Raw genomic sequence first — 11,838 nt, forward strand, 5'->3', positions numbered from 1 at the left:
TCGTTACGGCAGGGTCGCCGGCGAGGCCGGCACGGTCAGGTCGAGGAGGAACTGCGCGGCGTCGTCGCGAACCTGGCCGCCGATGGGGTTCGGGAGCAGCGTGTCGTTCAGCACGCCGTGCGGGACGCAGTTGTTGGCGGCGGAGGCCGAGACGTACAGCGTGCTCGGCGCGCCGGCGAGCGCCAGCAGCTCGTCGCCGTAGGGCAGCGGGATGCCGCCCACCACCGTGGTGGCGTTCGGCACCACCGCGTCGCACTTCGCGAGCTGGCCGAGGACGTCGGTGGTCGCGTGGACGAGGCCGGTGCCGCCCATCCCCGCGGGCGGGGCGGCGAGCAGCGGGCTCGCGAGCTTGGTGCGGACGTGCGCGGCGTAGTTGAGCGGCTCCGCCGGATCCAGGATCCACTTCGCCAGGATGAGCGTCTGCAGGTAGCGCGACGCGACCGCCGGGTTGGTGGGGATCTGCGACCGGTCGATGCCGAGCGAGAGGAACAGCGCGTTCACCGAGGTCGCGAACGCGGGCGCGTTCGTGAACACGTCCACCAGCGTTCCGCCGGGGACGTTGAGCACGCCGCGCGCGAAGCGCGGGTTGGTGGCGAGCAGCTCGGTCCCGATGATGCCGCCGAGCGAGATGCCCTCGTAGTGGACCGCGGTCGGGTTCACCACGAACCCGCGCTGGAAGAGCGCCGCCGCCAGCGGATCCTGCGCCGGCTGCGGGAACGGCGCGGGCGGGCGCGCCACCGCCAGCACCAGGGCGGCCTGGTCGATGTGGTCCTGGCGGATGGCGTCGCGGATGCGGAAGAAGTTGCCCGAGATGAAGTAGTTCCCGGACGCCACGGTGGAGAGGTTCGTGCCGCGCAGGTGGCCGGTGGTGCAGGTGCCCGGCGGGATCGCGTCGCCCTGGCCGGCCTTGGCCTGGTCCGGCGTGCACACGCCGTCGGCGGTGCCGTCGGTGGTGCACTCCGAGTTCTCCATGCAGAACGCGCGGTCGCCGTGGTACGGCGCGTCGATGGCCGCGACGATGAAGCCCTTCGCGGCCAGCGAGTTCGCCACGGTGATCATCTGGAGGCGGCCGCCGGACAGGCCGTGGTGGAAGACCACCAGCGGGCGCACGCACGGCGTGGCGGCGGTGCAGGCCGCGTCGGCCGGGTAGGCCACCACCGCCGGGATCGGCTTCGGCGCCCACTGCGTGGTGTCGGGGTTGAGCGCGCCGTTGGCCGGGTTGATGGCGTCGACGGTCGGCACCATCGCGGTGAGGAAGCCGCCCACGTTCGGGAACAGCGCCGCCTGCGCGGCCGCGTCGAAGCCGAGCGCGGCGAGGTCGAGCGGGGCGACGCCCTGGCCCACGAACGCGGTCGGGGTCTGGTAGGGCAGCGCCGAGAGGCCCACCGAGACGTCGGTCACGGTCTGCGTCTGGACCGTGTACGCCATCACCACGTTGTCCCGGGTGACGGCGCCGCCGGTCAGCGCGCCGAGGTTGGCGAGGAGCGGCTCGAGCCCGGCGCGCAGGCTGGCGAGCGCGGTCGCGTCGGCGTTGGACACGCCGGAGAGCTGCGAGACGCCGTCCACCGCCGGCGGGTTGGTGAAGGTGAACAGGATGTTGCCGAGCGTGGAGCGCTTCAGCGGGTTGCCGGCGAGGTCCTTCACGCCGTCGGTGATGACCACCGCGTAGTTGCGCTTCTCCTTGAGCGGCGGCGTCGGCACGATCCCGACGCCCGGCACCGGCACGGCCACGCCGGGCTGGAGGCCGATGGCGGTGGTCACGGCCACGTCGGCGCCGCCCACCTGCACGGTGCGGTTCAGCGCCGGCGGCTGGGTGAGGTACTCCGCGGTGGCGGGCTGGCCGGCGCCGAGCGCGGCGGCGACGTCGCGCATGCGGCGCGGGGCGCCGGCGCCTTCCGGGAGCTCGAACAGGAGCACCGTCTGCGCGTTCACGGTGGAGGCGGCGACCGGCGCGCTGAGCGGCGCGAGCATCATGCCGGTGGTGGAGAAGCCGTCCAGCGTGGCGAGGCCGGCGGCGGCCGGGCCGAACGCGGGGACGTTGCGGACGTAGAAGCGGGTGGGCGGGTCGTTGGCCGGCCGGGTCCCGTCGAGCAGGAACGTCGAGGGGAGCGGGATCTGGCCGGAGCCGGAGTCGGTGAGCGGCTGGGCCGCGGCCGGCGCGATGCCGAAGGCGGCGATGGCCGCGACCTCGGCGGGCGCGAACGTCGGCGCCACCGCCGCGAAGGCCGGGGCGACGTTCGTGTCCACCGAGGCGGTCCAGCGACCGCCGACGTCGGTCCAGGTGAGCGGGCTCCACAGCACCTTGCGCACCGCCTCGAGCTGGGCCACCAGCGCCGGGGTCAGCCCGGGCGGCTGGTTCTCGTGGACGGTGAGGTCCTTGTTCTGCGCGGCGATCGCGATCGCCTGGTCGGGGTTCACCGGCATCCCGCCCTGCGCGGCGGTGGTCTTCACGCCGGACGCGCCGCCGCGCACCGCGACGACGTAGCGCCCGGGCGCGAAGCGGCGGCTGCCGCTCGCGTCCGCCTTCTTCCGGAGCACGAGGCGACCCGCCGTGGCGCTGCCCACCTCGAACTCGACCGCCTGCGGGGCGCCGTCCACCTTGAGCAGCGCCACCGTGGAGGTCGTCACCGTGGCGGGATCGAGGTCCGGCGGCGTCGTCTCGACGTAGGCGCTGCCGTTCCAGCTGACCGCCCGGAACGGGATGGTGATGGCGACCTCCTGATCGCTGGGGAACCCGCCCGCGTCGATGAAGGACTGGAGCAGCTCCTTCTGCGCGCCGTCGGGGAGCGTCGGGACGGCCTGCAGGACCAGGTCGTTGGGCGTCGGGATGTTCGGCGACGCGAAGGTGGCGATCACGAGCTGCGGGGCGGGCTTCTCCTGCTTCACGTCGGTGCAGGCGAGCAGCGACGCGAAGGCGAGGGCCAGCGGGGGACCGTAGCGGCGAAGCGACATCTGCGGCCTCCTCGGGTGCGCGAGGAACAGGGTTTCGGTGCAAAAAGGGGAACCAATCCTGTTTCCCCTCCGCTGACTGAGAAGTCAAGAATTGCCGGGTCGCGTCCAATCCGTGACGCAATCCGGCAAATGCGCATGACGCAATGCGTCCGTTCCACGCGTCCCTGCTGGTGCGGCGCGCCCCCCGTTGGAAGGCGTTTGGAGTCCCGCGTGGGGCCAGCTACCATGGCGGGCTCGGTCGCCCTGCACCCGCCGCACCTGACCAGAGGGGGTCACGCGTGAACCTGGAGCTGCTCACGCTCGCCGTCGGCGCGTACGCCGCCGTGCTCGCCTTCCTGGGCTGGCTCGGGTACCGCCGCACGCGCAGCGCCGCCGACTACCTGGTGGGCGGTCGCGAGATCCACCCGGTGCTGATGGCGCTCGCCTACGGCTCCACGTTCATCTCCACCTCCGCCATCGTGGGCTTCGCGGGCGTCGCCGCGCTCATGGGCATGGGCCTGCTCTGGCTCACCATGCTCAACATCCTGCTGGGCGTGTTCGTCGCGTTCGTGGTGTTCGGCCGCCCGACCCGGCGGCTCGGCGCCGCGCTCGACGCGCACACCTTCCCGGAGCTGCTCGGGCGCCGGTACCGGTCCCGCTTCATCCAGGGCTTCGCCGGCGGGACCATCGCGCTGCTCATGCCGCTCTACGCCGCCGCGGTGCTCATCGGCGGCGCGCGCTTCCTCGAGGTGCAGCTCCAGCTCGACTACCAGGTGGCGCTGTTCGTGTTCGCGGCCATCACCGTCGGCTACGTGCTGTTCGGCGGGCTGAAGGGCGTCGTCTACACCGACGCGTTCCAGGCGGTGCTGATGGTGTGCGGCATGCTGGTGCTGCTCGTCGCCACCTACGCGCAGGTGGGCGGGCTCTCGGCGCACCAGGCGCTCACCGATCTCGCCGGCCAGGTCCCGCCGGCGCTGCGCGCGCAGGGCCACCGCGGCTGGACCGCCATGCCCGCTGCCGGCTCGCCGCTCTGGTGGCAGATGGTGTCCACCATCGTGCTCGGGGTCGGCATCGGCGTCCTCGCCCAGCCGCAGCTCACCGTCCGCTTCATGACCGTGAAGAGCGGGCGCGAGCTGCACCGCGCGCTCGTGCCGGGCGGCCTGTTCCTGCTGCTCATGGCCGGCGTCGCCTACGTGGTCGGCTCGCTCACCAACCTCTGGTACTTCCAGCGGACCGGCAAGATCGCGCTCGCGATCATGACCGACCCGGCCACCGGCAAGCCCAACGTGGACCGGCTCATGCCGCTCTACACGCAGGCGGCCATGCCGGAGTGGTTCGCGTACCTGTTCATGCTGGCGCTGCTCGCCGCGGCGATGTCCACGCTCTCGGCGCAGTTCCACGCCATCGGCACCGCCATCGGGCGCGACCTCTACGAGCAGGCGTTCCGGCTGGGCGGCGGGGCCGAGCGCACGGTGCTGCTGGCGCGCGCCGGGATCCTGGCGGGCTTCGCCGGCACGGTGCTCCTCGCCTGGAACCTCGGCCCCGGCGTCATCGCCATCGCCACCGCGCTCTTCTTCGGCATGTGCGCGGCGACGTTCCTGCCGGCGTTCGTCTCGGCGCTGTTCTGGGCCCGCTCCACCCGCGGCGGCGTCATCGCCGGGATGCTGGCCGGCTTCGCCGCCTGGGCGCTGTGGGTGCTGTTCGTGCACGAGCGCGAGTCGGCGGCGCTGGGCGTGGTGAAGACGCTGACCGGCCGGACCAGCCTCGGCGCCGGCACCACCTGGGCGCTCGTCGATCCGATCGTGGTGGCGCTGCCGATCGCGGCGCTGGTGACGGTGGTGGGCTCGCTGCTCGGCCGCGCGGCGCCCGCCGCGGACGCGGCCGGCCAGGCCCGCACCCGGGAAGGAGGGCTCGATGCTGGGCTTCGGTGACCTCGGCGTCACGGCGGCGTTCGTGCTGACGCTCGCGAGCGCGGCGCTGTGCGTGGCGTACGGGCTCCTGCACTGGAACGACGACGACGCCCCGCTGCCCCCGCCGGTCCACCCGCCCGGCGAGGCCGAGGTCGACGACCTCTGACCCTTCTCCCATCCGCCCGCACCGCCCGACCCCGTCCCACGGAGCCCTCGATGCGCCGCATCCGCCTCGCCCTCGCCGTGCTCGCGGCCCTGGCCGCGCTGCCGCCCGCCCTCGCCCAGACGCCGCCCGCGCCCGCCCCGCCGCCCGCGTCGCAGGCCCCGGCTCCTGCGCCGGCCCCGGCCGCGAAGCCGCCCGGCGTCACGGTGGACCTCTCCGGCTGGCTCATCGCGAACGCCTACTGGAGCGACGGCGGCCTGAACGCGAGCGACCTGCCGCAGTGGGCGACGACCGCGCACTCCACCGCGGGCATGACGGTGCGCCAGAGCCGGGTGCGCGCCGCGCTCGGCCTGCCGGTGGACGGGCTGCTCGGGGGCGCGGTGCTGAAGGGGCTCGTCGAGGCCGACTTCATGGGCACCTACGTCAACTCCGACGCGTCGATGCCGCAGGCCCGGCTGCGCCACGCGTACCTCACCGCCGCCTGCGCGAACGGGAACCTGACCTTGCTCGTCGGGCAGACCTGGTCGATGTTCGGCGGCCCCTGGTTCGCGGCCAGCCTCGGCCACGTGGCGCTGCCGCGCTTCGCCGGCGCGGGCTACCTGTTCCGGCGCGCGCCGCAGGTGCGGCTCACCGCCGAGGCGGGCCGCGGCCGCGACCTCGGGGTGACCGTGGCGGTCGCCGCGCTCGCCTCGAGCGGCGACAAGGCGACCTCACAGAACCAGCTCGTGGGCGAGCGCGCCGGCGTGCCGGACGCGGAGGGGCGCGTGGCGCTCGTGCTCCGCCGCGGCGGGAAGGCGTGGCTGGAGGTCGGCGCCTCGGGCCGCTTCGGGCAGCAGCTCTGGAAGCTGGACGGGCTCTCGACGCCGCGCGAGGAGCGGCTCACCGGCTGGGGCGCCGCGGCCGACGGGCGGCTGGAGGTGCCGCACCTCGTGGTGCAGGGCGGCACGTTCATGGGCGAGGTGCTGGGCGGCTACGGCTCGGTGGCGCCGGTGGTGCGGCAGACGAAGAACGCCACCGACACGAACAAGCTCGACGCCATCTCGCCGGTGCGGACCGGCGGCTTCTGGGCGCAGGCGGTGGTGACGCCCATCCCGGTGCTGCAGCTCCTCGGCGGCTACGGCATCGAGGAGCCGCGCACCTCCGACCTGCCCGCCGGCAGCGAGGCCACCACCATCGAGCGCAACCAGCAGGTCTCGGGCGGCGCGATCCTGGCGCTCACCTCCCGCTGGAAGGTCTCGCTCGAGGGCACGCTCTACACCACCGAGACGCTCGACGGCGCGCGCCGCGAGAGCACGCAGGTGGAGGTCGGCAGCCTGTACGCCTTCTGAACGGGGCTGCGCCCCGCCCCGCGGAGCGGAGCTCCGCGGGGCCCCACCTTGCTGCGCGGGGCCCGAGACCTCGCGCGCCCGCCTTCGCGGGCACGCGCGAGGTCCCCGCGGGCGCGGCTGCGCCGCGCGACGGGGCTGCGCCCCGCCCCACGGAGCGGAGCTGCGCGGGGCCCGGGATCTCGCTACGCCGGCCCGGCCTTCCGGTGGTCGAGCACCCGCCGCGCCTTGCCGGCGGAGCGCTCCAGCGTGTTCGGCGCCACCAGCTCCACGACCATCCGGATCCCGGTCACCGCGTGGATCTCGCGATCGATGCGGTCGCGCAGGCCCACCATCTCGCGCATCTCGTCGCGGAAGTCCTCGGGCCGGACCTCCACCTTCACCACCGCCTCGTCGAGCGCTCCGGGGCGCGAGACCTCGATGAGGTAGTGCGGGGCGGTGCCCTCGACGCGGAGCAGCGCCTCCTCCACCTGCGACGGGAACACGTTCACGCCGCGGATGATGAGCATGTCGTCGGACCGGCCGCGCACCCGGCTCATGCGCACGCCGGTGCGGCCGCAGGGGCAGGGGGAGCGGTCGAGGGCGGCGAGGTCGCGGGTGCGGTAGCGCAGCACCGGCATCGCCTCCTTGGTGAGCGAGGTGAAGACGAGCTCGCCCACCTCGCCGTCCGGCACCGGCTCGAGCGTGACCGGGTCGAGGCACTCGACGATGAAGTGGTCCTCCTGCACGTGCATGCCGTCGCGCGCGGGGCACTCGCCGGCGACGCCCGGCCCGATCACCTCGGACAGCCCGTAGTTGTTGAAGGCGAGGATCCCGAGCGACCGCTCGATCTCCCCGCGCATCTCCTCGGTCCAGGGCTCGCCGCCGAAGTGACCGTACCGGAGCGGCAGGTCGCCCGGCTTCAGCCCCTCGGCCCGGGCCACCTCGCCCACGTGCAGCGCGTAGGACGGGGTGCTGATGAGCACGTCCGCGGAGAGGTCGCAGATGAGCCGCACCTGGCGCGGCGTGTTCCCGCCGCCGGACGGGACCACCGCGGCGCCCACCCGCTCGATGCCGTAGTGCAGCCCGAAGCCGCCGGTGAACAGGCCGTAGCCGAAGGCGACGTGGACGGTGTGCTCGGGGCGGAGCCCGCCGGCCACCAGGAAGCGGGCCACCAGGCCGGTCCAGGTGTCGAGGTCGCGGCGGGTGTAGGCGACGAAGGTGGGGCGGCCGGTGGTGCCGGAGGAGCCGTGGATGCGCACCACCTGCTCGCGCGGCACCGCCAGCAGGCCGAGCGGGTAGCTCTGCCGGAGGTCGTCCTTCACCGTGAACGGCAGGCGCCGCACGTCGGCCGGGCCGCGCAGGTCCTCGTCGCGGACGCCGGCCCGCTCCAGCGCCTTGCGGTGGTGCGGCACCGCGCGGGCGCGGCGGACGGTCTCGGCGAGGCGGCGGCCCTGGAGCGCGGCGAGCGCGTCACGGTCGAGCGTCTCCTCCGGATCGAGGATCCGGTTCTCGAGCGCGAAGCGGGCCATCGGCTAGGCCCCCGCGCGCGCGAACAGCTCGGCCGCGCCCACCAGGCGGACGCCGCGCGCCTGCAGCAGCGCGGCGGCCCGGTCCGGATCCGAGAGGCGGAACACGAGCGTGGCGTGCTCGCCGCGGCTCCGCACCGAGTACGCGTACATGTACTCGATGCCGAGGCCGCAGGCCTCGAAGCCCTCGAGCACCTCGGCGAGGCCGCCCGGCCGGTCGGGCACGTCCACCGCCAGCACGTCGGTGACGTTCACGACGACGCCCGCCTTCTCGAGGACCTGCTTCGCGCGCTCGGGGTCCTTCACGATGAGGCGCAGGATGCCGAACTGCTGCGTGTCGGCGAGCGAGAGCGTGAGGATGTCGATGCCCGCGTCGCCCAGCACCTGGCACGGGACCCGGAGCTGCCCGGGGCGGTTCTCGAGGAACAGCGAGAGCTGACGGATCTTCATGCCGGCCTCCGGTGCGTTCTCAGATGTTGCGACGGTCGATGACGCGCTTCGCCTTGCCCTCGCTGCGCTGCAGCGTGCGCGGGGCCACCAGCGTCACCTGCGCGCGGAGGCCGAGCACCTGCTCGAGCGCCGCGCCGAGGTGCTCCTGCAGCCGCTGCAGGCCGCGGATCTCGTCGGAGAACACCTCCGGCGTGACCTCGATCTGCACCTCCATCTCGTCGAGCCCCTTCGCGCGGGTGAGGACGATCTGGTAGTGCGGCAGCGTCCCCTCGACCTGCAGGAGCGCGGTCTCGACCTGCGACGGGAACACGTTCACGCCGCGGATGATGAACATGTCGTCGGAGCGCCGGCCGATGCGGCGGATGCGCCGGAGCGTGCGGCCGCAGCGGCACGGCGAAGGATCGATGGCGGTGATGTCCCGGGTCCGGTAGCGGATCATGGGCATCGCCTGCTTGGAGAGCGTGGTGAGCACGAGCTCGCCCTCCGCGCCGTCCGGCAGCACCGCGCCGGTCTCCGGGTCCACGATCTCCGGGTAGAAGTGGTCCTCGAACAGGTGGAGCCCGTCGCGGTGGACGCACTCGATGCCCACGCCCGGCCCGATGATCTCGGAGAGCCCGTAGATGTCGTGGGCCCGGATGCCGGCCTCGCGCTCGATGTGCGCGCGCATCGACTCGGACCAGGGCTCGGCCCCGAACACGCCCACCTTGAGCCGGCCGAAGCCGATCTTCGCGTCGCGGGCGCGCTCGATGAGGTGGACCATGTAGGAGGGCGTGCAGCAGATGGCGGTGACGCCGAAGTCCTGCAGCACCATGAGCTGGCGCTCGGTGTTGCCGCCGGAGATGGGGATCACCGTCGCGCCGAGCGCCTCGCCGCCGTAGTGCGCGCCCAGGCCGCCGGTGAACAGGCCGTAGCCGTACGCGTTCTGGATGAGGTCGCCCTGGTGCAGCCCGCAGGCGGCGAACGCGCGCACCATGACGCTCGTCCACACCTCCAGGTCCGCCGCGGTGTAGGCCACCACGATGGGCTTGCCGGTGGTGCCGGAGGACGCGTGCAGCCGGACAATCTCCTCCACCGGCGAGGCGAACAGGCCGAACGGGTAGGTGTCGCGCAGGTCGGCCTTCACCGTGAACGGCAGGCGCGCGAGGTCCTCGAGCGCGCGGAGCGCGTCGGGGAAGACGCCGCGGGCCTCCATGCGCTGGCGGAGGAGCGGGACCTTCTCGTAGGCGCGCGCCACCACCGCGCGGAGCCGGGCGAGCTGCAGCTGCTCCAGCTCGCGGCGGGGGAGGAAGTCGGGGGCGCTGGCCGGGTGGAAGGCGCTGCCGGCGTCGTTCCAGGAGGTGGTCACGGGGCCTCCCGGATCAGCGCGCGGCGGCGGCGGTCTCCCGGCCGAGCCGGAAGGCCGCGTCGTTCACGGCGTGGAGCCGCTCGGGCAGGGCGGCGTGGATGGCGGCGAGCCAGTGGGCCTCGTCGAGCTCGAGGTGGTGCGAGAGCAGGCCGAGCAGCGCCACGTTCAGGCTGCGGCGGTTCGGGAGCCTGGCCTCGTCCACCGCGTCCGGCGGGATGAGGAGGCCGCCGGGCCGGAGCAGCGGCCGGGTCACCTCCAGCTCGGAGGGCGCCAGCACCAGCAGGAAGTCGGCCTCGCCGGCCGGGACCATGGGCGAGAGCACCTCGGCGCCGAAGCGGACGTCGGTGGTGACCGAGCCGCCGCGCTGGCTCATGCCGTGGACCTCGGCCTTCTTCACGTCGAGGCCGGCGCGGAAGGCGGCGTCCGCCAGGATCTCGGAGGCCTTGATGACGCCCTGGCCGCCCAGCCCGGCCACGACCACGTTCACGGTGCGGCTAGGCATCGGAGGCCTCCCCGGCGCCGGCGCAGCCCGCGCACGCGAGCGCGGCGCGCTTCTCGTCGGCCGCCTTCTCGTACCGGCGGATGTCGGCGGCGGCGAGGATGCAGGGCCGCCGCGCGATGATGACGGACAGCCTCGGCTCGGCCAGGCGATCCTTCAGCAGCTTCTCCCAGCCGGCCGGATCCGCCACCGGGTCCACCACGTCCACGTTCGCGACGCCGAGCGCCCGCGCCAGCCCCTCGATCGACACCTTGCCGGTGGGCTCGTGGTCGAGCGTGCGGCCGGTGCCGGGGTGCTCCTGCTGGCCGGTCATCGCGGTGGTGCCGTTGTCGAGCACCACCAGCACGTGGCCGGTGGGCGGCGGGTTGTAGACCATCTCGACGAGGCCGTTCAGGCCGGTGTGGACGAACGTCGAGTCGCCGATGATGGAGACCACCCGGCGCGCGTCGGCCTCCGGCAGCACGTGCCGCAGCCCGAGGCCCACGCCGAGCGAGGCGCCCATGGCCACGCAGGTGTCGATGCCCTGGTACGGCGGGAGGACGCCGAGCGTGTAGCAGCCGATGTCGCCCGCCACGATGCAGTCGAGCTTGCGCAGCGTGGCGTAGACCGGGTGGTAGGGGCAGGCCTCGCAGAGCGCCGGCGGCCGGCCCTTCGGCAGCTCCGGCTCGGGCGAGGTGTCGCGCGCCAGGATCCGGCGCACGCGCTGCACGTCGAGCTCGCCGAAGCGGTACGGCGCCTCCTTCGCCTCGACCGCGATGCCGGCGGCGCGGATGGCGTCGGCGAAGATCGGGTCGCCCTCCTCCACCACGATGCAGCGATCGACGCTGGCGGCGAAGGCGCGGATCTTCTCGAGGGGGAGCGGGTAGACCGTCTTCAGCTCGAGCCGGCTCGCGGTGGGCGCGGCCTCGGCCACGTGGCGCGCGGTCACGCCGGAGGTGATGACGCCGAGCGCGCGGTCGCCCTTCACCCAGACGTTGAGCGGGGTCTCCTCGGCGAACGCCTGGAGCGCCTCCAGCTTCTTGCGGAGCCGGCGGTGCGCGGGGCGGGCGTAGGCCGGGATCATCACGCGGCCGGGGATGTCGCGCACGAACGCCGGGGCGGGCGGGGCCGGCAGGTCGGCGCGGCGCGCGGCCAGCGTCTTCGAGTGGCACACGCGCGTGGTCATGCGGAGGATCACCGGGATCGAGAAGCGCTCGGACAGCTCGAGCGCGGCCACGGTGAGGTCGTAGGCCTCCTGCGAGTCGGCGGGCTCGAGCATGGGCAGCCCGGCCGCGGCGGCGTAGTGCCGGTTGTCCTGCTCGTTCTGCGACGAGGCCATCCCCGGATCGTCGGCGCTCACCACCACCAGGCCGCCCTTCACGCCGGTGTACGCGGCGGTGAAGAGCGGGTCGGCTGCCACGTTCAGCCCGACGTGCTTCATGGTGACGAGCGCGCGCGCGCCACCGAACGCGGCCCCCAGGCCGACCTCCAGCGCCACCTTCTCGTTGGGCGCCCACTGGGCGCGGCCGCCGAGCGCGTCGAGCGCCTGGAGGATCTCGGTCGAGGGGGTGCCGGGATAGCCGGTGCCGAGCCGCACGCCCGCGTCGCGGGCCGCCGCCGCCACCGCCTCGTCCCCGGATAGAAGCCGCCGTTCCATCGTTCGGGTTCTCCTCTCGCGCGCCCCGGATCACGGGGCGTGCAGGCCGCCCTCGGTCCGGGATACAACCC

9 protein-coding genes are annotated in these 11,838 nt (G+C 73.9%); 3 read left to right on the forward strand and 6 right to left on the reverse strand.

Annotation, left to right across the window (positions count from 1 at the left end):
- Positions 1-3: 3 nt before the first annotated feature.
- Positions 4-2,952, reverse strand: a complete 2,949-nt coding sequence (locus tag ANAEK_RS00190) for a hypothetical protein (RefSeq protein ID WP_012524117.1) — start codon at positions 2,950-2,952, stop codon at positions 4-6.
- A gap of 278 nt (positions 2,953-3,230) precedes the next feature.
- Here ANAEK_RS00190 and ANAEK_RS00195 point away from each other — a divergent pair, with 278 nt between their 5' ends.
- Genes ANAEK_RS00195 through ANAEK_RS00200 form a run of 3 tightly spaced genes read left to right on the forward strand, consistent with a single transcriptional unit; the run spans position 3,231 to position 6,332 of the window.
- Positions 3,231-4,862, forward strand: coding sequence for a sodium:solute symporter (locus ANAEK_RS00195; protein WP_012524118.1), 1,632 nt, complete (start codon positions 3,231-3,233; stop codon positions 4,860-4,862).
- Positions 4,846-5,007 carry a symporter small accessory protein gene (locus tag ANAEK_RS23080; RefSeq protein ID WP_012524119.1) on the forward strand — a complete coding sequence of 54 codons (162 nt, stop codon included), beginning with the start codon at positions 4,846-4,848 and terminating at the stop codon, positions 5,005-5,007. The genes ANAEK_RS00195 and ANAEK_RS23080 overlap by 17 nt, the downstream gene beginning before the upstream one ends.
- Positions 5,008-5,057: 50 nt before the next feature.
- Positions 5,058-6,332: a hypothetical protein gene (locus ANAEK_RS00200; protein WP_012524120.1), complete on the forward strand. Its 1,275-nt coding sequence runs from the start codon at positions 5,058-5,060 to the stop codon at positions 6,330-6,332.
- Positions 6,333-6,514: 182 nt separating this feature from the next.
- Here the strand turns inward: ANAEK_RS00200 and ANAEK_RS00205 are convergent, their stop codons facing one another.
- From ANAEK_RS00205 to ANAEK_RS00225, 5 genes are read right to left on the reverse strand one after another with little or no spacing between them, the layout of a single operon-like run.
- Complete coding sequence (locus ANAEK_RS00205; RefSeq protein ID WP_012524121.1) at positions 6,515-7,840, reverse strand: phenylacetate--CoA ligase family protein; 1,326 nt, start codon at positions 7,838-7,840, stop codon at positions 6,515-6,517.
- A 3-nt stretch (positions 7,841-7,843) separates the two neighbouring features.
- Complete coding sequence (locus ANAEK_RS00210) at positions 7,844-8,287, reverse strand: amino acid-binding protein (protein WP_012524122.1); 444 nt, start codon at positions 8,285-8,287, stop codon at positions 7,844-7,846.
- 19 nt (positions 8,288-8,306) lie between these two features.
- Complete coding sequence (locus ANAEK_RS00215; protein ID WP_012524123.1) at positions 8,307-9,632, reverse strand: phenylacetate--CoA ligase family protein; 1,326 nt, start codon at positions 9,630-9,632, stop codon at positions 8,307-8,309.
- Between the two features lie 13 nt (positions 9,633-9,645).
- Positions 9,646-10,134, reverse strand: coding sequence for an indolepyruvate oxidoreductase subunit beta (locus ANAEK_RS00220; protein ID WP_012524124.1), 489 nt, complete (start codon positions 10,132-10,134; stop codon positions 9,646-9,648).
- A complete protein-coding gene (locus ANAEK_RS00225) occupies positions 10,127-11,767 on the reverse strand; it encodes a thiamine pyrophosphate-dependent enzyme (protein ID WP_012524125.1) in 1,641 nt (546 codons plus the stop codon). The genes ANAEK_RS00220 and ANAEK_RS00225 overlap by 8 nt, the downstream gene beginning before the upstream one ends.
- Between the last annotated feature and the right edge of the window lie 71 nt (positions 11,768-11,838).

It is taken from the genome of Anaeromyxobacter sp. K (assembly GCF_000020805.1).
GTDB lineage: Bacteria > Myxococcota > Myxococcia > Myxococcales > Anaeromyxobacteraceae > Anaeromyxobacter > Anaeromyxobacter dehalogenans.

Excerpts from the sequence above, each read along its gene's own strand:
- ANAEK_RS00190 (WP_012524117.1), bottom strand. The coding sequence starts at position 2,952 with ATGTCGCTTCGCCGCTACGGTCCCCCGCTGGCCCTCGCCTTCGCGTCG.
- ANAEK_RS00210 (WP_012524122.1), bottom strand. The coding sequence starts at position 8,287 with ATGAAGATCCGTCAGCTCTCGCTGTTCCTCGAGAACCGCCCCGGGCAG.
- ANAEK_RS00220 (WP_012524124.1), bottom strand. The coding sequence starts at position 10,134 with ATGCCTAGCCGCACCGTGAACGTGGTCGTGGCCGGGCTGGGCGGCCAG.
- ANAEK_RS00225 (WP_012524125.1), bottom strand. The coding sequence starts at position 11,767 with ATGGAACGGCGGCTTCTATCCGGGGACGAGGCGGTGGCGGCGGCGGCC.
- ANAEK_RS00200 (WP_012524120.1), top strand. The coding sequence starts at position 5,058 with ATGCGCCGCATCCGCCTCGCCCTCGCCGTGCTCGCGGCCCTGGCCGCG.
- ANAEK_RS00205 (WP_012524121.1), bottom strand. The coding sequence starts at position 7,840 with ATGGCCCGCTTCGCGCTCGAGAACCGGATCCTCGATCCGGAGGAGACG.
- ANAEK_RS23080 (WP_012524119.1), top strand. The coding sequence starts at position 4,846 with ATGCTGGGCTTCGGTGACCTCGGCGTCACGGCGGCGTTCGTGCTGACG.